The organism is Tardiphaga sp. 285_C5_N1_2 (assembly GCF_052076065.1).
Classification (GTDB): Bacteria; Pseudomonadota; Alphaproteobacteria; order Rhizobiales; family Xanthobacteraceae; genus Tardiphaga; species Tardiphaga robiniae.
This window is the reverse complement of the sequence record NZ_CP197241.1, coordinates 5,091,139-5,111,792: the sequence shown is the minus strand read 5'-3', so window position 1 is coordinate 5,111,792 and position 20,654 is coordinate 5,091,139. Positions and strand designations below refer to the sequence as shown.

At 61.5% G+C, this 20,654-nt stretch carries 18 protein-coding genes; 13 read left to right on the top strand and 5 right to left on the bottom strand.

Translation table 11 applies throughout. The features are described from left to right. The first annotated feature begins 10 nt into the window (after positions 1-10). From AB7951_RS24235 to AB7951_RS24175, 13 genes are all read left to right on the top strand, one after another. Positions 11-2,287 carry an acyl-CoA dehydrogenase gene (locus tag AB7951_RS24235; protein ID WP_439062101.1) on the top strand — a complete coding sequence of 759 codons (2,277 nt, stop codon included), beginning with the start codon at positions 11-13 and terminating at the stop codon, positions 2,285-2,287. After that, the gene (locus AB7951_RS24230) at positions 2,287-3,570 is read left to right on the top strand and encodes an acetyl-CoA C-acetyltransferase (protein ID WP_439062102.1); all 1,284 of its coding nucleotides are present in this window, start codon (positions 2,287-2,289) and stop codon (positions 3,568-3,570) included. The genes AB7951_RS24235 and AB7951_RS24230 overlap by 1 nt, the downstream gene beginning before the upstream one ends. A 7-nt stretch (positions 3,571-3,577) precedes the next feature. Beyond that, a complete protein-coding gene (locus tag AB7951_RS24225) occupies positions 3,578-5,674 on the top strand; it encodes a 3-hydroxyacyl-CoA dehydrogenase NAD-binding domain-containing protein (RefSeq protein ID WP_439062103.1) in 2,097 nt (698 codons plus the stop codon). Positions 5,675-5,701: 27 nt separating this feature from the next. Next, positions 5,702-6,133, top strand: a complete 432-nt coding sequence (locus tag AB7951_RS24220) for an acyl-CoA thioesterase (protein ID WP_175368662.1) — start codon at positions 5,702-5,704, stop codon at positions 6,131-6,133. An 86-nt stretch (positions 6,134-6,219) separates the two neighbouring features. After that, positions 6,220-6,414 carry a hypothetical protein gene (locus tag AB7951_RS24215; RefSeq protein ID WP_093759633.1) on the top strand — a complete coding sequence of 65 codons (195 nt, stop codon included), beginning with the start codon at positions 6,220-6,222 and terminating at the stop codon, positions 6,412-6,414. Between the two features lie 113 nt (positions 6,415-6,527). Further along, on the top strand, positions 6,528-7,346 hold the full coding sequence (locus AB7951_RS24210) for a DeoR/GlpR family DNA-binding transcription regulator (protein ID WP_231078170.1): 819 nt from the start codon (positions 6,528-6,530) through the stop codon (positions 7,344-7,346). A gap of 139 nt (positions 7,347-7,485) precedes the next feature. Then, entirely contained in the window at positions 7,486-9,030 is a 1,545-nt protein-coding gene (gene glpD, locus AB7951_RS24205; protein WP_120288336.1) for a glycerol-3-phosphate dehydrogenase, read from the top strand. Next, positions 9,027-10,115: an ABC transporter ATP-binding protein gene (locus AB7951_RS24200; RefSeq protein ID WP_120288337.1), complete on the top strand. Its 1,089-nt coding sequence runs from the start codon at positions 9,027-9,029 to the stop codon at positions 10,113-10,115. The genes glpD and AB7951_RS24200 overlap by 4 nt, the downstream gene beginning before the upstream one ends. 1 nt (position 10,116) lies before the next feature. Beyond that, positions 10,117-11,202, top strand: coding sequence for an ABC transporter ATP-binding protein (locus tag AB7951_RS24195; protein WP_120288338.1), 1,086 nt, complete (start codon positions 10,117-10,119; stop codon positions 11,200-11,202). After that, a complete protein-coding gene (locus AB7951_RS24190; RefSeq protein WP_068733714.1) occupies positions 11,202-12,104 on the top strand; it encodes a carbohydrate ABC transporter permease in 903 nt (300 codons plus the stop codon). Before AB7951_RS24195 ends, AB7951_RS24190 begins: the two co-directional genes overlap by 1 nt. Continuing rightward, a complete protein-coding gene (locus tag AB7951_RS24185) occupies positions 12,104-12,910 on the top strand; it encodes a carbohydrate ABC transporter permease (protein WP_120288339.1) in 807 nt (268 codons plus the stop codon). The genes AB7951_RS24190 and AB7951_RS24185 overlap by 1 nt, the downstream gene beginning before the upstream one ends. Positions 12,911-12,919: 9 nt before the next feature. Next, positions 12,920-13,249: a DUF2160 domain-containing protein gene (locus AB7951_RS24180; RefSeq protein WP_120288340.1), complete on the top strand. Its 330-nt coding sequence runs from the start codon at positions 12,920-12,922 to the stop codon at positions 13,247-13,249. A 109-nt stretch (positions 13,250-13,358) separates the two neighbouring features. After that, complete coding sequence (locus AB7951_RS24175) at positions 13,359-15,101, top strand: ABC transporter substrate-binding protein (RefSeq protein ID WP_120289095.1); 1,743 nt, start codon at positions 13,359-13,361, stop codon at positions 15,099-15,101. Positions 15,102-15,214: 113 nt separating this feature from the next. On the opposite strand, the gene AB7951_RS24170 is transcribed toward AB7951_RS24175, so the two are convergent. The 5 genes from AB7951_RS24170 to AB7951_RS24150 all read right to left on the bottom strand — a co-directional run bounded on the left by AB7951_RS24170 (position 15,215) and on the right by AB7951_RS24150 (position 20,467). Next, a complete protein-coding gene (locus AB7951_RS24170; protein ID WP_120288341.1) occupies positions 15,215-16,315 on the bottom strand; it encodes an alkene reductase in 1,101 nt (366 codons plus the stop codon). 180 nt (positions 16,316-16,495) lie between these two features. After that, entirely contained in the window at positions 16,496-16,999 is a 504-nt protein-coding gene (locus AB7951_RS24165; protein ID WP_175368667.1) for a DUF1993 domain-containing protein, read from the bottom strand. Between the two features lie 122 nt (positions 17,000-17,121). Beyond that, entirely contained in the window at positions 17,122-18,351 is a 1,230-nt protein-coding gene (locus AB7951_RS24160) for a lytic murein transglycosylase (protein WP_439062104.1), read from the bottom strand. Between the two features lie 116 nt (positions 18,352-18,467). Continuing rightward, on the bottom strand, positions 18,468-18,980 hold the full coding sequence (locus AB7951_RS24155) for a GNAT family N-acetyltransferase (protein WP_439062105.1): 513 nt from the start codon (positions 18,978-18,980) through the stop codon (positions 18,468-18,470). 41 nt (positions 18,981-19,021) lie between these two features. Beyond that, positions 19,022-20,467, bottom strand: a complete 1,446-nt coding sequence (locus AB7951_RS24150) for a helix-turn-helix domain-containing protein (protein WP_439062106.1) — start codon at positions 20,465-20,467, stop codon at positions 19,022-19,024. Between the last annotated feature and the right edge of the window lie 187 nt (positions 20,468-20,654).

The window sequence follows — 20,654 nt, the reverse complement described above, 5'->3', positions numbered from 1 at the left end:
GGAAGCCTCCATGAGCTCGTCCAGCTTGCGCCGTGATTATCTCACCAAGCCGATCTTTGGCTGGGCCAAGGGCGTGCTACCGAAAATGTCGGACACCGAGCGCGAGGCGCTGGAAGCCGGCGACGTCTGGTGGGATGCGGATCTGTTCACCGGCAATCCGGACTGGGCCAAGCTGCTTGCCGTCAAGCCGGCCACACTGACCGACGAAGAACAGGCCTTCATGACCGGACCTGTCGATCGTCTCTGCGAGATGATCGACGACTGGAAGATCAATTGGGAATTGCGCGATCTGCCGCCGGACGTCTGGGAGTTCATCAAGCGCGAAAAGTTCTTCGGCATGATCATTCCGAAGGAATTCGGAGGTCTCGGCTTCTCGCCTTATGCGCATTCGGAAGTGGTGCGCAAGATTTCGTCGCGGTCGGTGGTCGCCGCCGTCACGGTGATGGTGCCCAACTCGCTCGGCCCCGGCGAACTGCTGATGAAGTTCGGCACCGACGCGCAGCGCCAGCGCTGGCTGCCGCGCCTTGCCGATGGACGCGACATTCCCTGTTTCGGCCTCACCAGCCCGGAAGCGGGCTCGGACGCGGCCTCGATGATCGACAGCGGCATCATCTGCAAGGGCACGTTCGAAGGCCAGGAGGTTCTGGGCCTGCGCCTCAACTGGCACAAGCGCTACATCACGCTCGGCCCGGTCGCGACGCTGATCGGTCTCGCCTTCAAGGCCTATGACCCCGATCACCACGTGGGCTCACAGGATGAGCTTGGCATCACGGTTGCGCTGATCCCGCATGATCTTCCGGGCGTCGAGATCGGCCAGCGCCATCTACCGTCGATGCAGGTGTTCCAGAACGGCCCGAACTGGGGCCGCGACGTTTTCATCCCGCTCGACTACATCATCGGCGGTCAGGAGCGGCTTGGTCAGGGTTGGAAGATGCTGATGTCGGCGCTCGCCGCCGGCCGTGGCATCTCATTGCCGTCCCTGTCTGCGGCCGGTGCCGCCTATGCCGCGCGCACCACTGGTGCCTATGCTCGCATCCGCGAGCAGTTCAACATTTCGATCAGCAAGTTCGAGGGCATCGAGGAGCCGCTGGCCCGTATCGCCGGCACCGCCTATCTGCTCGATGCCGCGCGGCGCCTGACCTCGGCGGCGCTCAATCAGGGCCATCATCCCGCAGTCATCTCCGGCATCATGAAGCTGCATGCCACCGAGCGCATGCGCGTCGCCATCGATGATGCCATGGACATCCATGGCGGCAAGGCCGTGATCGACGGGCCGCAGAATTATATGGGCAATCTCTATCGCGCGGTGCCGGTGGGCATCACGGTTGAGGGCGCCAACATCCTGACGCGTAATCTCATTGTGTTCGGGCAGGGCGCCATCCGCGCGCATCCCTATTTGTTGCAGGAAATGAATGCGCTCGGTGATTCCGACAAGGTGAAGGGCTTAGAGGCCTTCGACACCGCGTTCTGGAAACATATCGGCCACAGCGTCACCACGCTGTTCCGCGCCTGGGGCCGCTGCTGGACCGGCGGGATATTTGCGCCGGCACCAGACGCCGGCGAAGCCACACAGTTCTATCGCCAGCTCTCGCGTTATTCCTCGGCCTTCGCATTGTGCGCCGACATGGCATTGCTGACGCTGGGTGGAGCGTTGAAGCGCAAGGAAATGCTATCGGCGCGCTTCGGCGATATTCTCTCCGAGCTGTATCTGCTCTCGGCAGTGCTGAAACGCTGGGAGGACGAAGGCCGCCAGCAGGACGACCTGCCGGCGCTTGAATGGTGTATGGCGTCCGGCTTCAAGACCATCGAAAACCGCTTTGCGGAGATTCTGGCTAACCTGCCGAACCGCTTTGTCGCCGGCATCCTCAAATTCATTGTGCAGCCATATGGTGCATCCGTGCTCGGTCCCTCGGATCGCGTGGTGCATCGCTGCGCGCAGATGATCCTGGAGTCGTCGGCGACGCGCGACCGTCTGACGCCTGATCTGTCGCATATCGATGACGATCGCGGGCTGGCGCGGCTGGAGAAGGCGTTCAAACTGGTGACATCGAGTGACGATATTGCCAAGCGCATCCGCACGGCGAAGCTGAAGAACTGGAAAGATGCAGTGACACAGGGCGTCATTACCCAGGCCGAGGGCGAGAAGCTTGCTGCCGCGCAGGAAGCTGTCAAGCTGGTGATCGAGGTCGATCACTTCGCGCCGGAAGAGCTGTCGCCCGGCTATAAGAAGTCCGATAACGTGCACCAGTTCTTCCAGGAACTTGGTGAGCAGCGGGCAGCAAGCTGATGGCAAGACCAGTCTATATCGTTGACGGCAGCCGGACGCCGTTCCTGAAGGCGCGCAGCGGTCCCGGTCCGTTCACCCCTGTCGATCTTGCCGTTCAATGTGGCCGCCCGCTGCTGGCGCGGCAGCCCTTTGCACCGGATGCCTTCGACCAGGTGATCCTTGGGTGCGTCAATGTCATCGCGGATGAGATGAACCCGGCGCGCGTCGCGGCACTTCGGCTCGGTATGGGTGAGGCGATGGTCGCCTTCACCGTGCAGATCAATTGCGGCTCCGGCATGCAGTCGATCGATACCGGCTATCGCTACATCCGCGAGGGGAATGCCGATCTGATCCTCGCTGGCGGCGCCGAAGCGCTCAGCCATGCGCCGCTGGTCTGGCCGCAGAACGGCGTGCGCTGGTTCGCCGGCCTCGCGATGGCCAAGGGTGCGCTCGCGAAAGTCACCGCCTTCGCCAAGGCGCGGCCGGCTTATTTCAAGCCGATCATCGGCCTTGAGCGCGGTCTCACCGATCCGATCACCGACCTCAATATGGGCCAGACCGCCGAGAAGGTCGGGCACCTATTCGGCATCACCCGCGCGCAGGCAGATGCCTATGCCGTCGAAAGCCACAAGCGCCTTGCGCATGCGCAGGAACAGGGCTGGCTGAAGGGTGAGGTCGAGACCGCCTTCGATCGCAAGGGCAATTTCTACGACCACGATGACGGCGTCCGCGCGGATTCGTCGGTCGACAAGCTCGCGACACTGAAGCCGGTATTCGAACGTCCGTGGGGGCAGGTCACCGCCGGCAATTCCTCGCAGATCACCGATGGCGCATCATGGACGATCCTTGCGTCCGAAGACGCGGTGGTGAAACACGGTCTCAAGCCGAAGGCTGTGATCGTCGACAGCCAGTGGTCTGCACTCGATCCGTCGATCATGGGGCTCGGTCCGGTGTTGTCGTCGAACGATCTGTTGAAGCGCAACAACATGACGATTCAGGACATCGAGACCTGGGAGTTGAACGAAGCCTTCGCCACGCAGGTGCTCGGCTGTCTCGCCGCCTGGAAGGACGAGAAATTCTGCCGTGAGGTGCTCGGCCTCGATGGCGCCGCCGGCGAGATCGATCGTGCCAGGCTCAATGTCGATGGTGGTGCGATCAGCCTCGGCCATCCCGTCGGCACGTCTGGCAACCGTATTGTGCTGCATCTCGTCAATGCGATGAAGCGGCTCGGCACCAAACGCGGCATCGCAACCGAATGTATCGGCGGCGGCCTCGGTGGCGCGATGTTGATCGAGACGGTGTGAGGGCGTCATGGACAGCAAGATCATGGACGTTCTTGGGGATCGCGTGCTCGAACTCGGGCCGGGTCCCGACACATCAGGCGCTTATCGCCACTTCAAGCTGACGCGCGACGCCGATGGCATCGCGTGGCTGTTGTTTGACCGCGCCGATGCGAGCGCCAATACGCTTTCGGCTGTGGTGCTGGAAGAATTCGATCAGGTGCTGAATGCGCTGGAAGCCCAGCGCCCGACTGGCATCGTGGTTCGTTCGGCCAAGACGTCCGGCTTCATCGCCGGCGCCGACGTTAATGAATTTCGCGGCGCCAGCGACCCATTGGAAGTCGAAACGCAGATCAGCCGCGCTCACGCGGTGATCGATCGCTTCGAGGCGCTGAAGATCCCGACGGTGGCCGTCATTCACGGTTTCTGCCTGGGCGGCGGCCTCGAAGTGGCGCTGGCCTGCCAGATGCGCATCGCCATCGATGGTGCGCGTTTCGGTTTCCCGGAAGTCATGCTCGGCCTGCATCCAGGTTTGGGCGGCACGGCGCGCTTCACGCATCTGGTCAATCCGATACAGGCGATGCCGCTGATGCTGACCGGCAAGACCATAGACGCGCGCAAGGCGAAGGCGATCGGTCTTGTCGATGCGGTGACCGAGGAGCGCCATGTCCGTAACGCCGTGCGCGATGCGGTGTTCGGCAAGCTCAAGCGCGCCAAGCCGAGTGCGCTGATCCCGATCATGAACTTCTCGCCGATGCGCGGGATTCTCGCCTCGCGCATGGTCGCGGAGGCCAGCAAGGCTGCGCCGCGCGAGCACTATCCCGCACCTTATGCACTGATCGAGCTGTGGGAGAAGCACGGCGGCGACCGCGCGGCGATGCTCAATGCCGAGAAGGTGTCCTTCGCCCGGCTGATGGTGACGCCGACGGCGCAGAACCTGATTCGCGTCTTCTTCCTGCGCGAGCAGATGAAGAAGCTCGCCGGTGACGGCAACACCATCAAACATGTTCATGTGATCGGTGCTGGCGCCATGGGCGGCGACATCGCGGCGTGGTGCGCGCATCAGGACATCCGCGTCACGCTAGCCGACATGAAGCCCGAGCCGATCGCGGGCGCCATGAAGCGCGCCGCCGATCTCTACAGCAAGATCATCCGCAAGCGCACCGAGCAGCGCGACACGCTGGATCGCCTGATCCCCGATATGGACGGCGAGGGCGTACGCAATGCCGACCTCATCATCGAGGCCGTGCCGGAAAAGCTCGAACTGAAGCAGAAGGTCTATGCCGGCATCGAGCCGCGCATGAAGCGGGATGCGATCCTCGCCACCAACACATCCAGCATCCCGTTGCAGGATCTGCGCAGCACGCTCGCCAGGCCGGAGCGACTGCTGGGATTGCATTTCTTCAACCCGGTCTCGCGCCTGCAGCTGGTCGAGGTCGTCAGTCATGATGGCGTGGACCAGGACATGCTGAAGAAGGCCACGGCCTTCGTCGGCGCGATCGATCGTCTGCCGCTGCCGGTGAAGAGCTCGCCGGGCTTCCTCGTCAATCGCGCGCTCACGCCCTACATGCTCGAGGCGATGATGCTGATGGAGGAGAAGGTCGACAAGGAGACCATCGACGCCGCCGCTGAGCAGTTCGGCATGCCGATGGGGCCCATCGAACTGGCCGATCAGGTCGGCCTCGATATTTGTTTGGCCGTCGGCGACATGCTGCGCTCCAAATTCGGCGATCTGCTGCCGCCGACGCCAGCCTGGCTGCGCGAGAAGGTCAACAAGGGCGAGCTCGGCAAGAAGACCGGCCGTGGCTTCTATACATGGCGTGACGGCAAGGCCGAGAAGAGTTCAAGCGCGGTCGCCACCGCGCGGCCGACGCAGGAGATGATCGATCGCTTGGTGCTGCCGATGTCGAATGTCTGCGTCGCCTGTCTGCGCGAAGGCATCGTCGACAATCCGGATGTTGTCGATGGCGCAATGATTTTCGGAACAGGTTACGCGCCATTCCGCGGCGGCCCGCTGAACTATGCGCGGACGCGTGGAACCGAGAATATCACCGCCACGCTGCGCACGCTGGCGGCCCGGTTCGGCGATCGCTTTGCGCCGGATGCCGGCTGGGAAACCTTTAAATGATGACTCAATTTGCGGCAGGCTTTGCTCATGACTGAATCAACGACGCAGCCAGTGACGGGGCTGGATGCGGAACCGACCGGCGATCTCACCATCCGCACGGTCGCAATGCCGGCGGATACCAATGCCAATGGCGATATCTTTGGCGGCTGGCTGCTCAGCCAGATGGATCTCGGCGGCGGCATCTTTGCCGCCAAGGTGGCGAAGACGCGCACCGTCACCGTCGCTATCGAGGCGATGACCTTCCGCAAGGCCGTTCATGTCGGTGACGTCGTGTCCGTGCATGCGGAACTGGTGCGGATGGGCCGCACGTCACTTACCGTGCATATCGAGGCCTGGGTGCTTCGCCGCAACGAAAACGCCCCGATCCTGGTGACCGACGGCAATTTCACCTTTGTGTCCATTGACGAGAATGGTCGCCCGCAGGTGATCAAACGACCGGATGCGACGATCTCGACCTGAGCGATTCTAAACACCGGCGGGAACGAAATACCCCCATTCGGGTTAGTGGCCCGGAATATGCATCGCCTATCGCGTAGGGGGCCGCCATGTCAGACACTTACATCATCGAAGTCTCATCGCAGGCTGCCGGCATCGTGGTTCGCGATCCCGGTGGGTACAGGTTCTTCGCCGCGTCTCACCGTTTCAACCCGATGGAAGGCCAACTGTTTCGCAATGCGCGCGAAGCTGAACGCGCTGCCTTTCAATTCGCGCAGGGTATCCAAGCGGCTGTGACGCCCTAGAGGGCGATTCTCTGACGACATCGGCGGCGACGCGTATGGCGCCTGCGCTGTTGATGCGTTGACCATTGCCGCCAACACCCGCACCATGGAACCGTTCGTTCCGAGGTGCCGTTGTGACTGCTGGCCTGACCCATCGCCAATCCGAAATCCTGAATCACGCGCGCGCCTTTGGCCGCGTGATGGTCGACGATCTGGTGCGTCGCTTCGAGGTGTCCGCGCAGACCATCCGCAAGGATCTCAACGATCTTTGCGACCAGCGCCTGCTGACGCGCATTCACGGCGGCGCCATCGTCGCCTCCGGCGTGGAAAACCTTGCTTATGAAGCGCGGCGATTCGTAGCCGCCGAAGAGAAGAAAGCCATCGGCGTCGCTGCCGCGGCGCAGATTCCCAATGGCTCGTCGCTGTTCATCAATATCGGGACCACTACGGAAGAAGTCGCCAGCGCGCTGACCAATCACGAAAACCTGCTGGTCATTACCAACAACCTCAATGTTGCGATGATGCTCTATCGTCACCCGCATATCGAGGTGATCGTCGCCGGCGGCACCGTGCGTCGCTCCGATGGTGCGGTGATCGGCTCCACGGCGATCAAGCTGATCGGCCAATTCAAGGTCGATTACGCCATCATCGGTGCCTCCGCGATCGACGAGGAGGGCGCGCTGCTCGACTTCGACTATCGCGAGGTGCAGGCGGCGCAGGCGATCATCGCCAATGCCCGCAGTGTCATGCTGGTCTGCGATTCGACCAAGCTGCGGCGCTCGGCGGCCGTGCGCATCGCCCATATCAGCCAGATACAGACCTTCGTGACCGACGTCCCGCTGCCGCCCTCCTTGCAGGAGATCTGCCGGAGCCGGGGCGTTCAAGTGATCGCCGCCCTGCCGGGCTCCGCCGACGATGCGGACGACCTGGAACCCGAGCCGACCCCGCTTTAGAGCCTGTTCAGACCCCGAAAACGCCAGTTGCTTTCGTTTTAGGTTGTGGTTTAATCGAAAACGAAAGCCAAATCGCTGAAAGCGAAGATGGCGCGTCCGAAGGAAGGCGCCAGACAAGTGGCGCAGGAGGGGAGACGGGGTGGGTCAGATCTACGACCTCGCAATCATTGGTGGTGGTGTGAACGGCTGCGGCATCGCCCGCGACGCCGTCGGCCGCGGCAATTCCGTGTTCCTTTGCGAGATGAACGATCTGGCCAGCGGCACCTCGTCCTGGTCGACCAAGCTGATCCATGGCGGGTTGCGCTACCTCGAATATTACGATTTCAAACTGGTGCGCCACGCGTTGCTGGAACGCGAAGTTCTCTGGCAGATCGCGCCGCATATCATCCGCCCCTTGCGTTTCGTGCTGCCGCATCACGCCGGTCTGCGGCCCGCCTGGCTGCTGCGCTTGGGCTTGTTCCTCTACGACCATATCGGCGGCCGTAAACTTCTGCCCCCGACGCGCACACTCGATCTCACCCGCGACGAGACCGGCAAGCCGCTGGCGCCCGGCCGGTTCAAGCGTGGCTTTGAATATTCCGACTGCTCGGTAGATGATGCGCGCCTTGTCGTGCTCACCGCGCGTGATGCCGCCGATCGGGGCGCTGAGATCCGCACGCGCACGCGCGCAACCGAGATCAGGCAGGCCGACGGGATGTGGCAGGTCACGGTGCAGGATACGGCGACGGGCGACCGCTCGACCATCAGTGCGCGCACGCTGGTCAATGCCGGTGGTCCGTGGGTCGAGAATGTTCTGGCGGTCGGTGCCGGCGTCAATGCGAAGGCGAAAGTCCGCCTCGTGCAGGGCTCGCATATCGTGGTGCCGAAACTTTACAGCCACGACCGCGCCTACATCTTCCAGAATGCCGATGGTCGTATCGTATTTGCGATTCCCTATCAGGACGATTTCACCCTGATCGGTACCACCGATATCGATTATGACGGCGATCCCGCCGATGTGAAAATCTCTGCCGACGAGATCAATTATCTCTGCAAGTCGGTCAGCGAATATCTCGCCAGGCCCGTGCTGGCCGAAGACGTGGTGTGGACCTATTCCGGCGTGCGCCCGCTCTATGACGACGGCGCCAACGAGGCCAAGGCGGCGACGCGCGACTATGTGTTCGAGCTCGATCTGCCCGGCGGCCTGCCGCTGCTGTCGATTTATGGTGGCAAGATCACGACCTATCGTCGTCTCGCCGAAGAAGCCTTGCAGAAGCTTGCGCCGTATCTGAAGGGCACCAAGGCCAGGGAAGGCTGGACGGCCCATGCCACGCTGCCTGGCGGTGATTTCGATGTCTCTGCGGTCGATGCGCTGATCGCCGAATTGTTGCGCGACTATCCGTTCCTGACGCCGGCCCATGCCAACCGGCTGGCGCATGCCTATGGCACGCGCGCCGCGAAGATGCTGGGCACCGCGAAGTCGCCGGCCGATCTCGGTCAGGCCTTTGGGGCAACGCTGACCGAGCGCGAAGTGCGCTATCTCATGGCCAATGAATGGGCCGTCAGTGCCGAGGATATCGTGTGGCGCCGTTCCAAGCTCGGTCTGCGCCTGTCGAAGGAAGAGATCGCGGCTCTCGATCAATGGCTGCAGGCTAATCGCGCGCAGCCCGCCAATCCGATGCGTGAAGCGGGAGCGCGATCATGAGCGTCGCACTGGATCACGTCTCGCAGATGGTTGATGGAGTCACGACGATCCGTGACGTCTCGCTGACGCTGGAAAGGGGCACGCTGAACGTGCTGCTCGGGCCAACGCTGGCCGGCAAGACCTCGATCATGCGGCTGCTGGCCGGGCTCGACAAGCCAACGCAAGGCCGCGTGTTGGTCGATAGCAAGGACGTCACCGGCGTCGATATCCGCAAGCGTTCGGTGGCAATGGTCTATCAGCAGTTCATCAATTACCCCTCGCTGTCGGTCTATGAGAATATCGCCTCGCCGCTGCGCGTGCAGGGCAAGCCGAAAGCCGAGATCGAAACCCGCGTGCACGAAGCTGCGGCCTTGCTCAAGCTTGAGCCCTATCTGAAGCGCACGCCGCTGCAGCTCTCCGGGGGCCAGCAGCAGCGCACGGCGATTGCCCGCGCGCTGGTCAAGGGTGCCGATCTCGTGCTGCTCGACGAGCCGCTCGCCAATCTCGACTACAAGCTGCGCGAGGAATTGCGCACCGAACTGCCGAAGATTTTCGAGGCCTCCGGTGCGATTTTCGTCTATGCGACGACGGAGCCCTCCGAAGCGCTTTTGTTGGGCGGCAGCACCGTGTGTTTGTGGGAAGGCCAGGTTTTGCAGGTCGGCCAGACTTCCAAAGTCTATCGCCATCCCGAGACTCTCAAGGCCGCCGAAGTGTTCTCCGATCCGCCACTCAACCTGGTGGTGATCGAGAAGAAGAACGGAAATGTGCACTATGCCGGTGGCGCGACAGCGCCCGCCAGCGGGCTCTACGCAAACCTCGCCGACGGCAGCTATCGCGTTGGCTTCCGCGCGCATCAGCTCGAAGTCGCCAGTGGTCTCGCCGGACGGCATGCGTTTCCGGCGGAAGTGACCGTGACCGAAATCACCGGGTCGGAAAGCTTCGTCCATCTGAAACGCGACGCATCGAACTGGGTTGCGGTGCTGCAGGGCGTGCATGAATTCCTGCCCGGCCACATGCTCGACGCCGTGCTCGATCCCGCCAATCTCTTCGTCTTCGATGGCCGCGACCGCCTGGTTGCCGCTCCCAACAGCACGCAGGGAGCGTAACATGGCTCGCATCGATCTCGTCGATCTCGCGCAATCCTACAGTGGCAATGATGCCGATCCGGAATCATTCGCGCTGAAGCCGATCTCCATGACCTGGCGGCAGGGCGGCGCCTATGCGCTGCTCGGCCCATCCGGTTGCGGCAAGACCACGCTGCTCAATTTGATCTCCGGCATCGTGACGCCGACGCGCGGGCAGATCCTGTTCGACGGCAAGGATATCACGCCGCTGTCGACGCAAAAACGCAACATCGCGCAGGTGTTCCAGTTTCCGGTCATCTACGACACCATGACCGTAGGCGAGAATCTTGCTTTCCCGCTGAAGAATCGCGGCATGCCGAAGGCGCAGATCGATGCACGTGTCGCCGAGATCGGCGAACTCCTCGATCTCACGCCCTATCTGGGCCGCAAGGCAACGCGGCTAACGCCCGATGCCAAGCAGAAGATCTCGCTCGGCCGTGGCCTGGTGCGTTCCGACGTTGCTGCGGTGCTGTTCGACGAACCACTGACGGTGATCGATCCCGCACTGAAATGGGAACTACGCTCGAAGCTCAAGGCACTGCACCGCGCGCTGGACCTCACGATGATCTACGTGACCCACGACCAGACCGAGGCGTTGACCTTTGCCGATACGGTGGTGGTGATGCATGACGGGCGTGTCGTACAGTCCGGCACGCCGCAGGAATTGTTCGACAAGCCCGCACATACATTCGTCGGCTATTTCATCGGCTCGCCCGGCATGAATATCGTGCCGGCTGAAGTCAGCGGCCGCGAGGCGCGTATCGGCGGGCACGTGATCGCGCTGCAGCGCAGTTACGACAAGTTGCCAGCAGGCCCGACAATCGAAGTCGGCATTCGCCCCGAATTCGTCCATGTTGCGACGCCCGCGCCAGGCTTGCTGTTGGCGCAGGTCGAGCGCGTCGACGATCTCGGCCGTATCAGTTTCGCGCGCGTCCGCATCGGCGGCGTCAAGTTCGCCGCGCGCGTACCTCAGGGATTTTCTATTGCGGGGAGCGATGTCGGGCTGGTGTTCGATCCCAGCCGGGTGCACGTTTACGCCGACAGCCGCCTTGTCGAAGGGGTTGCATGATGGACAAGACCGTCAATCAAAAAGCCTGGTTCCTCGTCCTGCCGGTGTTTCTCATCGTGGCGTTCTCCGCGGTGCTGCCGCTGATGACGGTCGTGAACTATTCGGTGCAGGACACCTTCGGCAACAACCAGTTCTTCTGGAATGGCGTCGGCTGGTTCAAGGAGCTGCTTGATCCGTCCAGCGATCTCGGCGGGCGCTTCTACGCGTCCCTGCTGCGCAATCTGGCTTTCTCCGCGATCATCCTCGCCATCGAAGTGCCACTCGGCATTCTGGTCGCGTTGTCGATGCCGCGTGACGGCTGGCGCGTCGCAGCCTGCCTTGTGATCCTCGCGCTGCCGCTTTTGATTCCATGGAACGTGGTCGGCACAATCTGGCAGATCTTCGGGCGTCCCGACATTGGTCTGCTCGGCTACACGCTCAATCACATGGGCATCGACTATAACTATGTGTCGAACGAGTTCGATGCCTGGGCCACCGTCATCGTGATGGATGTCTGGCACTGGACCAGCCTCGTTGCGCTGCTGTGCTACGCAGGCCTGAAGTCGATCCCCGATGCCTATTATCAGGCTGCGCAAATCGACGGCGCGTCGCGCTGGGCCGTGTTTCGCGCGATCCAGCTACCCAAGCTCAATCGCGTGTTGCTGATCGGCGTGCTGTTGCGTTTCATGGATAGTTTCATGATCTATACCGAGCCCTTCGTCGTGACCGGCGGCGGCCCCGGAAATTCGACCACCTTCGTCTCCATCGAGCTCGTCAAGATTGCGCTCGGTCAATTCGATCTCGGCAAGGCCGCGGCGCTGTCGCTGGTCTACAACATCATCGTGCTGATCGTGTGCTGGATATTCTACACCGTGATGACCAATGCCGGCGTCGATCACACCAAGCGCGAGGGAGCGGTCTGATGCATACGATCCCTGGGCGTCGCATTATCCTGCTACTGTTTTTGGTGTTCTTGCTGCTGCCGATCTACTGGCTCGTGAATATGAGCTTCAAGACCAATGGCGAGATCGTTTCGACCATGACGCTGTGGCCGCACCAGCCGACGCTGGAGAATTACACGCGGATCTTCACCGATGAGAGCTGGTATTCCGGTTACATCAATTCGCTGAAATACGTCATCATTAACACCATCCTGTCGATCTCTTTCGCGCTGCCGGCAGCTTACGCGTTCTCGCGCTATCGTTTCCTCGGCGACAAGCACCTGTTCTTCTGGCTGCTGTCGAACCGGATGGCCCCGCCTGCGGTGTTTGCACTGCCATTCTTCAATCTCTATTCGGCGATCGGCCTGTTCGATACGCCGTGGGCCGTGGCGCTCGCGCATTGCCTGTTCAACGTTCCGCTCGCGGTGTGGATTCTCGAAGGATTCGTGTCCGGCGTGCCGCGCGAGATCGACGAGACGGCGTTTCTTGATGGCTACTCGTTTCCGAAGTTCTTCGTAAAGATTCTCGTGCCGCTGATCGCGTCGGGCATCGGCGTCGCTGCCTTCTTCTGCTTCATGTTCTCCTGGGTCGAGTTGCTGCTTGCGCGCACGCTGACCTCGGTGAATGCCAAGCCGATCTCGGCGGTCATGACGCGCACTGTATCCGCCTCCGGCATGGATTGGGGCCTGCTCGCCGCCGCCGGTGTGCTGACCATCATCCCCGGCGCGCTCGTCATCTGGTTCGTCCGCAATTACATCGCGCGCGGTTTCGCGCTTGGCCGGGTCTAGGAGGTCGTCATGGAAAACATCGCATGGATGGCCTGGACGTCGCCGACGGCGATCTTCTTCGGCCTGCTGGCACTCACGCTGGGCACGATGACTTGGCTCGCAGTCGCTTATCCCGAAGCCGAACGCATCGGCATCCTGCGCATTCCCACCACGCGCGGCGACCGGCTGTTCCTGTCGCTGATCGCGGCGGCCGTCATCCACCTGTTGTGGATCGGCTTCATCGGTTCCGATCCGATCGCGACGCTGCCGATCGGCGAGGAGGGAGTTGAAATCTCGAATCTGTGGTTCGCGACATTGATTTCGCTGGTCTCGGCGGTGGCAATTTTTCGCACCGTCTGACCGGCATGTACTGCAGTCCCGGGATGAACCCGGGCCTGAAACAGAAGTGAGGGAGGAAGCTATGAGGCACCTGACGACACAGGCACGTCGCCCGACGCGCCATATCATGATGACCAGCGCTGCTGCGTTGATCACGGCGACTGCGCTGCTCGCCGCGCCCGCCAAGGCCGACGACGCCACCATTCAGAAGTGGATCGACAGCGAATTCCAGCCGTCGACGCTGTCGAAGGCAGACCAACTGAAGGAACTGCAGTGGTACGAGAAGGCTGCGCAGCCGTTCAAGGGCATGGAGATCAATGTCGTCTCCGAAACCATCACTACCCACGAATACGAGGCGAAGACGCTGGCCAAGGCGTTTAGCGAGATCACCGGCATCAAGCTGAAGCACGATATCATCCAGGAAGGTGATGTGGTCGAAAAGCTGCAGACCCAGATGCAGTCCGGCAAGAATGTCTATGACGGCTGGATCAACGATAGCGATTTGATCGGCACGCATTTCCGCTACGGCCAGACCATCGCGCTAACGGATTACATGACCGGCGAAGGCAAGGACGTCACAAGCCCGACCCTCGACCTCAAGGACTTCATCGGCACGCCGTTCACCACCGCGCCCGACAAGAAGCTGTATCAACTGCCCGACCAGCAGTTCGCCAACCTTTACTGGTTCCGGTACGACTGGTTCACCAATGCCGAGTACAAGTCGAAGTTCAAGGCCAAGTATGGCTACGATCTCGGCGTGCCCGTGAACTGGTCGGCCTATGAAGATATCGCCGAGTTCTTCACCAACGACATCAAGACGATCGATGGCGTTAAGGTCTATGGCCATATGGACTACGGCAAGAAGGATCCGTCGCTCGGCTGGCGTTTCACCGACGCGTGGCTGTCGATGGCCGGCAATGGCGACAAGGGTCTTCCGAACGGTCTGCCCGTCGATGAATGGGGCATCCGCATGGAAGGCTGCCGTCCCGTTGGTTCCTCCATCGAGCGCGGTGGCGATACCAACGGTCCGGCAGCGGTCTACTCGATCGCGAAATACCTCGACTGGATGAAGAAGTATGCCCCGCCGCAGGCGCAAGGCATGACCTTCTCGGAGTCTGGCCCGGTGCCGGCACAGGGCAATATCGCCCAGCAGATGTTCTGGTACACCGCTTTCACCGCCGACATGGTGAAGCCGGGTCTCGCGGTCATGAATGCCGACGGAACGCCGAAGTGGCGCATGGCCCCGTCGCCGCATGGCTCGTACTGGAAGGAAGGCATGAAGCTCGGCTATCAGGACGTCGGTTCGGGCACGCTCCTCAAATCGACTCCGCCGGATCGCCGCAAGGCAGCCTGGCTCTATCTGCAGTTCATCACCTCGAAGACGGTGTCGCTGAAGAAGAGCCATGTCGGTCTCACCTTCATTCGTGAGAGCGATATCTGGGACAAGTCGTTCACCGAACGTGCGCCGAAGCTCGGCGGTCTGGTCGAGTTCTATCGCTCGCCAGCCCGCGTGCAATGGTCGCCGACCGGTAACAACATCCCGGATTATCCGAAGCTGGCACAGCTGTGGTGGCAGAACATCGGCGATGCGTCGTCCGGTGCGAAGACCCCGCAGCAGGCGATGGACTCACTGGCTGCAGCTCAGGATTCGGTGCTCGAACGTCTTGAACGATCCAAGGTTCAGGGCGAATGCGGACCGAAGCTGAACAAGAAGGAAACCGCCGAGTTCTGGTACAACAAGTCCGCGAAGGACGGCAACATCGCGCCCCAGCGCAAGCTGGCCAACGAGAAGCCGAAGGGCGAGACGGTAGACTACGATACGCTGATCAAGTCGTGGCCCGCGACCCCGCCGCAGAAGCGCGCGTCGAACTAAGGCGAACTTTCTGAACAACAAAAAAGGCCGGGAGCGATCCCGGCCTTTTCTCTTGCTGTCATTCCGGGTTCGCACCCGCAAAGATGCGTGTGCGCCCCGGAATGACGGCGTACTTACTCCGCTGCCTGCTTCGCGCCCAGCACCGGGTAATCCGTGTAGCCCTTGGCGCCGCCGCCATAGAACGTCGCCTTGTCGGCATCGTTGAGCGGCGCGCCGATCTTCAGGCGCTCGACCAGATCTGGATTCGAGATGAACGGCTTGCCGAAGGCGATCAGGTCGGCGGCATCGGCCGCGAGCACCTTGTTGGCCAGCGCGAGATCGAAGCCGTTATTGGCGATATATGTGCCCTTGAAGCGCTTGCGCAGGCTGGCATAGTCGAACGGTGCCACGTCGCGCGGACCGCCGGTCGCGCCTTCGACGACATGTAGATAGACCAGCTTCTCGGCGCTAAGCCCGTCGGTGATGTAGTCGAACAGCTTTTGCGCCTGCGTGTCGGCGGCGGCATCGTTGGCCGGCGTCACCGGCGAGATGCGAATGCCGGTTCTGTCGCCGCCGATTTCCTTGGCAACTGCCGCGGCCACTTCCAGCATCAGTTTGGCGCGGTTCTCGAGCGAACCGCCATAGGCGTCGGTGCGCTTGTTGGTGCTGTCACGCGCGAATTGCTCAAGCAGATAACCGTTGGCGCCATGGATCTCCACGCCGTCGAAACCGGCTTCGACCGCATTGGCAGCGCCGCGTGCGAAACTGTCGATGACGCCTTGAATTTCACCCAGCTCCAGCGCGCGGGGTTCCGAGACATCGGTGAAGGTGTTGTTGACGAAGGTCTTGGTGTTGGCGCGGATCGCCGAAGGGGCCACCGGCGCTCCGCCATTCGGCTGCAGGCTGACATGCGAGATACGGCCAACGTGCCAGATCTGCATATAGATATGACCGCCCTTGGCATGCACGGCCTCGGTCACCTTCTTCCAGCCGGCGATCTGCTCCTTGGTGTAGATGCCCGGGACGTCCTGATAGCCTTGGCCCTGCTGCGAGACGGGTGTGCCTTCGGTTACCAGAAGGCCGGCGCTGGCACGCTGGCTATAATATTCGATCGCCAGCGGGTTCGGCACGTTGCCCGGCAATGCGCGATTGCGCGTCAGCGGCGCCATCACCGTGCGATTGGTTAGCGTGTTTGCACCAAGCTTGTAGGGTTCGAAGAGTTTGGACGTGCTCATGATGAATGATCCAGTCGATGAAAGGTGAAATCGAATTGGGCATCATGCAGCGCATTGGCAATACCGCTGCGCTGCATGTCGTTGGTTCAGGATAAAACGATCGTGGCGATGACGGATTGAATGATCATGATCTCTCTATCGGTCGGCCAGCAGCCGAATATCCTGCGGTGATGGCGCGGCTTACTGCGCGCCGAGGAAGTCGCGCTTGCCGACATCGATGCCGCACATCCGCAGGATGCCGTGGGCAGTGGTGATGTGGAAATAGAAGCTCGGTAGCGAGAAGCTGGTGAGGAATTGCTGGCCGGACATGGTGGTGGTCGTGCCGGGGCCGGTGGGGAAGGTGATCTCCCGGGTCTCGCCGCCGTCGAATTGGGCGGGCTTGTAGTTCTTCAGGTAATCGACGGTCCTGCCGATTCGCTGCTGCAATTCATCGAAGGTCGTTTCGGTATCCGGCACCGCCGGCACTTCGCTGCCGGACAGGCGCGCGCTGCCCTTGGTGGCGAAATCGCAGGAGAGCTGGACCTGCCGGCTCAGCGGCAGCATGTCCGGGAAAAGTCGCGTGCCGAGCAGGACGGCGGGCTCGATCTTCTTTGCGGCAGCATAGGTTTCGGCCTTTTTCAGTCCAGCGGACAGACTGCCCAGCATCTGCAGATAGGCGGGCACGACGGAATCATAGAACGGCATGAGGATGCTCTTTTGTGATGCGTTTCGAGGCACAGCGCGCCAGGTCGAGAAAGATGCTGTTGCATGGAGTTGGGGCGCGCTTGGCTGATTTCAACCGCCCGGCCTCACAAAAGAGAAGAAATTTACCGCCCGGATTTCAGCGCCGCCAACAATTCAGCCGTCGGCCAGGAGTCCGCGGGCAGGCCGAATTTGACCTGCATGGCTTTGACGGCCGTGCGGCTCTGCTGGCCCAGGATGCCGTCGATCTTGCCGACATTGAAGCCGCGCTTCGCCAGCAGTTGCTGCAGCTCGCGGAGTTCAGGATGTGACAGTTGCGCGACAGGGGCGGACGGCTGCCGCATCTTGGACGCGCCATTGATGCGGGTGGCGAGATAGGCGGCGGTGGTCGAATAGATCAGCGAATTATTCCATTCGGTATAGGCGGCGAAATTCGCGTAAGCGAGGAAAGCGGGACCGTGGCGGCCCATCGGCAGCAGCAGCGAGGCCGGCATGCTGTCATTCGGCAGCGGCCGTCCATCGGGATAACTCACGCCGAACGACGCCCATTTGGCGCGCGGCAGTTGAATGGTGAGATCGGCCTGATCCCAAGGTACGTTCTCGGTGACCCGCACCTCCTGCAGCCACGGTTCGCCGCGCCGCCATTTAAGGCCCGTGGAAATGTAATGCGCCGTCGAGCCGATCACGTCGGCGGGGCTGCGCAGCAAATTACGATGGCCATCGCCGTCGTAGTCGACGGCATAGTTGAAGTAGTGCGTCGGCAGGAACTGCGTCTGGCCGAGTTCGCCGGCCCATGAGCCGATCATCTCGGCCGGCGACAGGTCGCCGCGATCGATGATCTTCAGCGCGGCGATGGTCTCGTCCTGAAACATCTTCGAGCGCCGGCAGTCATAGGCCAGCGACACCAGCGAGCGCAGCGTCTGCAGATTGCCCATCTGCACGCCGAAGTCGCTCTCCAGCGCCCAGAATGCGGCGATGACCGCTGGCGGCACGCCATACTCTTTCTCTGCACGTGCAAAGGCTGCGGCGTTCGCCTTGATCTTGAGCTGCCCGTTCTGCATCCGGTAATCCGCCGCCATGCGTCCGGCAAATTGCGTGAACAACTGCCCGAACACCCGCTGCCCGCGGTCACGATTGACGATGCCCTGATCGTAGACGAGATAGGGCGCCGCTTCCGCCATCGCGCGCTGCGATACCCCGCTAGCGACAGCCTGCTGTTTCAGCCCGGCAAGGAATTGATCGAAGCTCTGGCCGCCATGGCAGGATGCGGCGCGCTGGGCGGAGGCGGGGGAGGTGAAGGAGATAAGGGCAGATGCTGCAACGAGAATTGTGGATCGCACAGACATTCGCAGCATGAACCAGACCTCTCCGTTGTCGTACCCGGACTTGATCCAGGCATCCATCTTTCTCCCACACTAACATTCAAGATGGATGGCCGGGTCAAGCCCGGCCATGACATGTCATACAAGCATCAGCGCTCGAGGACCCACCGTGTCACGGCCTGATGAAAATTCAACGGTCCGGGTACGGTCATATGGGTCTTCACATACTTGAAGCCGGCTTTTTGCAAGGTTCGATTCGGCCCGATGTTGAAGGCATTCGGCTCGCAGAACAGCGATTTCAGCTTCAGCATATCGAAATAAAGTGCGGCGCTCTGGCGGACGCATTGAGTGCCGATACCGCTCTGCCGTTTATCCGGGTGCAGCACGTGAAGATGCATGGTGGCGCTTTCGCCATAGACGATCTTGTCACAACTGGAAAATCCGATGGGCTGATCATCCATTAGCCACAGCGCAACAACGGCGGCGCGGCGTTCCGGCGGGAGGGCATATTGTTGGCCGATACGCTCCTGCCAGATCAGCGCCGGCGGCATCCTCGTTGGATCGACGCCCATCGCTTCCAGGAGTTCCGGCGTGGCATTGTGGAAATAGGTGCTGACGACGTGAGCTTCGGACGGCAGCATTTCCCGGACCAGCAACGTCATCAATGGCCTCAATGTTAGGGGCGATCGGGAAGACCTTGCAATTATAGTTCCCGCGCATTGCTGAAAGCAAATGACGATACCCGCCGCGTATTCTCGTCCAGGATCAGGCTGCGCGTGATCGGCGGCTCCGCGCGCTGGCTGCAATTCTCGCGCTCGCACAGCCGGCAATTGACGCCGATCGGCGTGCCTTCGATCTTCTCCAGATCGAGGCCCGCGGAATAGGCCAGCTTCCCGGCGTGGCGGATCTCGCAGCCGAGGCCGATGGCGAAGCGCGGTTGCGGCTGCGGATGCGGCGCTGCGGGCCGGCGTAGCGTCTGTGCGATGGAGAAATAGCGGCTGCCGTCGGGCAGTTCGATCACTTGGCTCAGCAGGCGGTCCGGTGTGTCGAATGTCGAATGCACGTTCCACAGCGGGCAGGTGCCGCCGAATTTCGAGAACGGGAAGGTGCCGGATGAAAACCGCTTCGAGACGTTGCCGGCATTGTCGACGCGCAGCATGAAGAACGGCACCCCGCGCGCATTCGGCCGCTGCAGCGTTGTCAAGCGATGACAGATCTGCTCGAAGCCGACATTGAAGCGCTGGCCGAGCACCTGCACGTCGTAGCTCAGCGCTTCTGCGGCGGCATGAAACGCTGCATAGGGCATCAGCGCTGCCGCTGCAAAATAGTTGGCCAACGTGATGCGATAGAGCCGCCGCGTGGTGTCGTCGAGCGGACCTGCGCGGCCGATGATGGTCTCGAAATGCGATGAGCACTCGACGAGGCCGATCTGGAATGCGACCTGAAAGGCGCGGCCGGGCGCATCGACCATTTCCGAGATCAGCAGCTGCCGGCGATGTCGGTCGAAACGTCTGAGCGTCTCGCGCATCACATCCACCGGCATAATGCGAGTGACGATCGAATATTTGTCGCGCAGTCGCGTGCTCAGCGCCGCAAACAGATCCTGCGACGGCACGTTGATCTCGTCGCGCAGGCTTTCGGCCGCCGCTTCGAGTTCGGGGAAGTAGTTGCGGTTGGCTTCGATCAAATCACGCACGCGCTCGATCGGATTGGCTTCGAACGGCGCGCCTTCATGCCGATCGGCCATCTGCGCCGCCACCATGGTCTCGCCGCGCCGCGCTTCGGTATAAGCCGCATAGAGCCGCTGCAGCGCATGCGTGACGCCGGGACAGAGTTCGGCAAGGTCGCGCAATTCCTGTTTCGGCAAATCGATCTGGCGAAACAGCGGATCGGAAAAGATTTCGTTCAGCTCCGCGAAGAAGCGATCTTCATCCGCCGTCGCGAGATCGCGGAGATCGAGGTCGTAGGTCTCGGCGAGGCGCAGCAGCAACTGCGCGGTGACCGGCCGCTGGTTGCGCTCAATCAGATTGATGTAGCTCGGCGAAATGCCGAGGCCCTCTGCCATCTGGGTCTGGGACAGGCCCTGTTGCTGCCGGATCCGCCGGAAGCGCGGCCCCACGAACAGCTTCTTGCCAGACTCGCCCGCCATCCGCGCCAATTCCTGGTTCCCCCGAGTCGCCACTCGGTCGTTGATTGTGACAAAATTGACAAAATGACATTTATTACAAGTCGTAATGTTACATCACATCACCATTCAAACACAAGGCATCTGGTGGTTTTGTCTGACATGGCGTTATCTGTTCACACGGTGAATGCATCGCATGTCACGAATGTCG

What these genes read in the sequence shown, in the direction of transcription:
- AB7951_RS24235 (WP_439062101.1), top strand. Translation starts at nt 11, where the DNA reads ATGAGCTCGTCCAGCTTGCGCCGTGATTATCTCACCAAGCCGATCTTT.
- AB7951_RS24230 (WP_439062102.1), top strand. Translation starts at nt 2,287, where the DNA reads ATGGCAAGACCAGTCTATATCGTTGACGGCAGCCGGACGCCGTTCCTG.
- AB7951_RS24225 (WP_439062103.1), top strand. Translation starts at nt 3,578, where the DNA reads ATGGACAGCAAGATCATGGACGTTCTTGGGGATCGCGTGCTCGAACTC.
- AB7951_RS24220 (WP_175368662.1), top strand. Translation starts at nt 5,702, where the DNA reads ATGACTGAATCAACGACGCAGCCAGTGACGGGGCTGGATGCGGAACCG.
- AB7951_RS24215 (WP_093759633.1), top strand. Translation starts at nt 6,220, where the DNA reads ATGTCAGACACTTACATCATCGAAGTCTCATCGCAGGCTGCCGGCATC.
- AB7951_RS24200 (WP_120288337.1), top strand. Translation starts at nt 9,027, where the DNA reads ATGAGCGTCGCACTGGATCACGTCTCGCAGATGGTTGATGGAGTCACG.
- AB7951_RS24195 (WP_120288338.1), top strand. Translation starts at nt 10,117, where the DNA reads ATGGCTCGCATCGATCTCGTCGATCTCGCGCAATCCTACAGTGGCAAT.
- AB7951_RS24190 (WP_068733714.1), top strand. Translation starts at nt 11,202, where the DNA reads ATGGACAAGACCGTCAATCAAAAAGCCTGGTTCCTCGTCCTGCCGGTG.
- AB7951_RS24185 (WP_120288339.1), top strand. Translation starts at nt 12,104, where the DNA reads ATGCATACGATCCCTGGGCGTCGCATTATCCTGCTACTGTTTTTGGTG.
- AB7951_RS24180 (WP_120288340.1), top strand. Translation starts at nt 12,920, where the DNA reads ATGGAAAACATCGCATGGATGGCCTGGACGTCGCCGACGGCGATCTTC.
- AB7951_RS24175 (WP_120289095.1), top strand. Translation starts at nt 13,359, where the DNA reads ATGACCAGCGCTGCTGCGTTGATCACGGCGACTGCGCTGCTCGCCGCG.
- AB7951_RS24170 (WP_120288341.1), bottom strand. Translation starts at nt 16,315, where the DNA reads ATGAGCACGTCCAAACTCTTCGAACCCTACAAGCTTGGTGCAAACACG.
- AB7951_RS24165 (WP_175368667.1), bottom strand. Translation starts at nt 16,999, where the DNA reads ATGCCGTTCTATGATTCCGTCGTGCCCGCCTATCTGCAGATGCTGGGC.
- AB7951_RS24160 (WP_439062104.1), bottom strand. Translation starts at nt 18,351, where the DNA reads ATGCTGCGAATGTCTGTGCGATCCACAATTCTCGTTGCAGCATCTGCC.
- AB7951_RS24155 (WP_439062105.1), bottom strand. Translation starts at nt 18,980, where the DNA reads ATGACGTTGCTGGTCCGGGAAATGCTGCCGTCCGAAGCTCACGTCGTC.
- AB7951_RS24150 (WP_439062106.1), bottom strand. Translation starts at nt 20,467, where the DNA reads ATGGCGGGCGAGTCTGGCAAGAAGCTGTTCGTGGGGCCGCGCTTCCGG.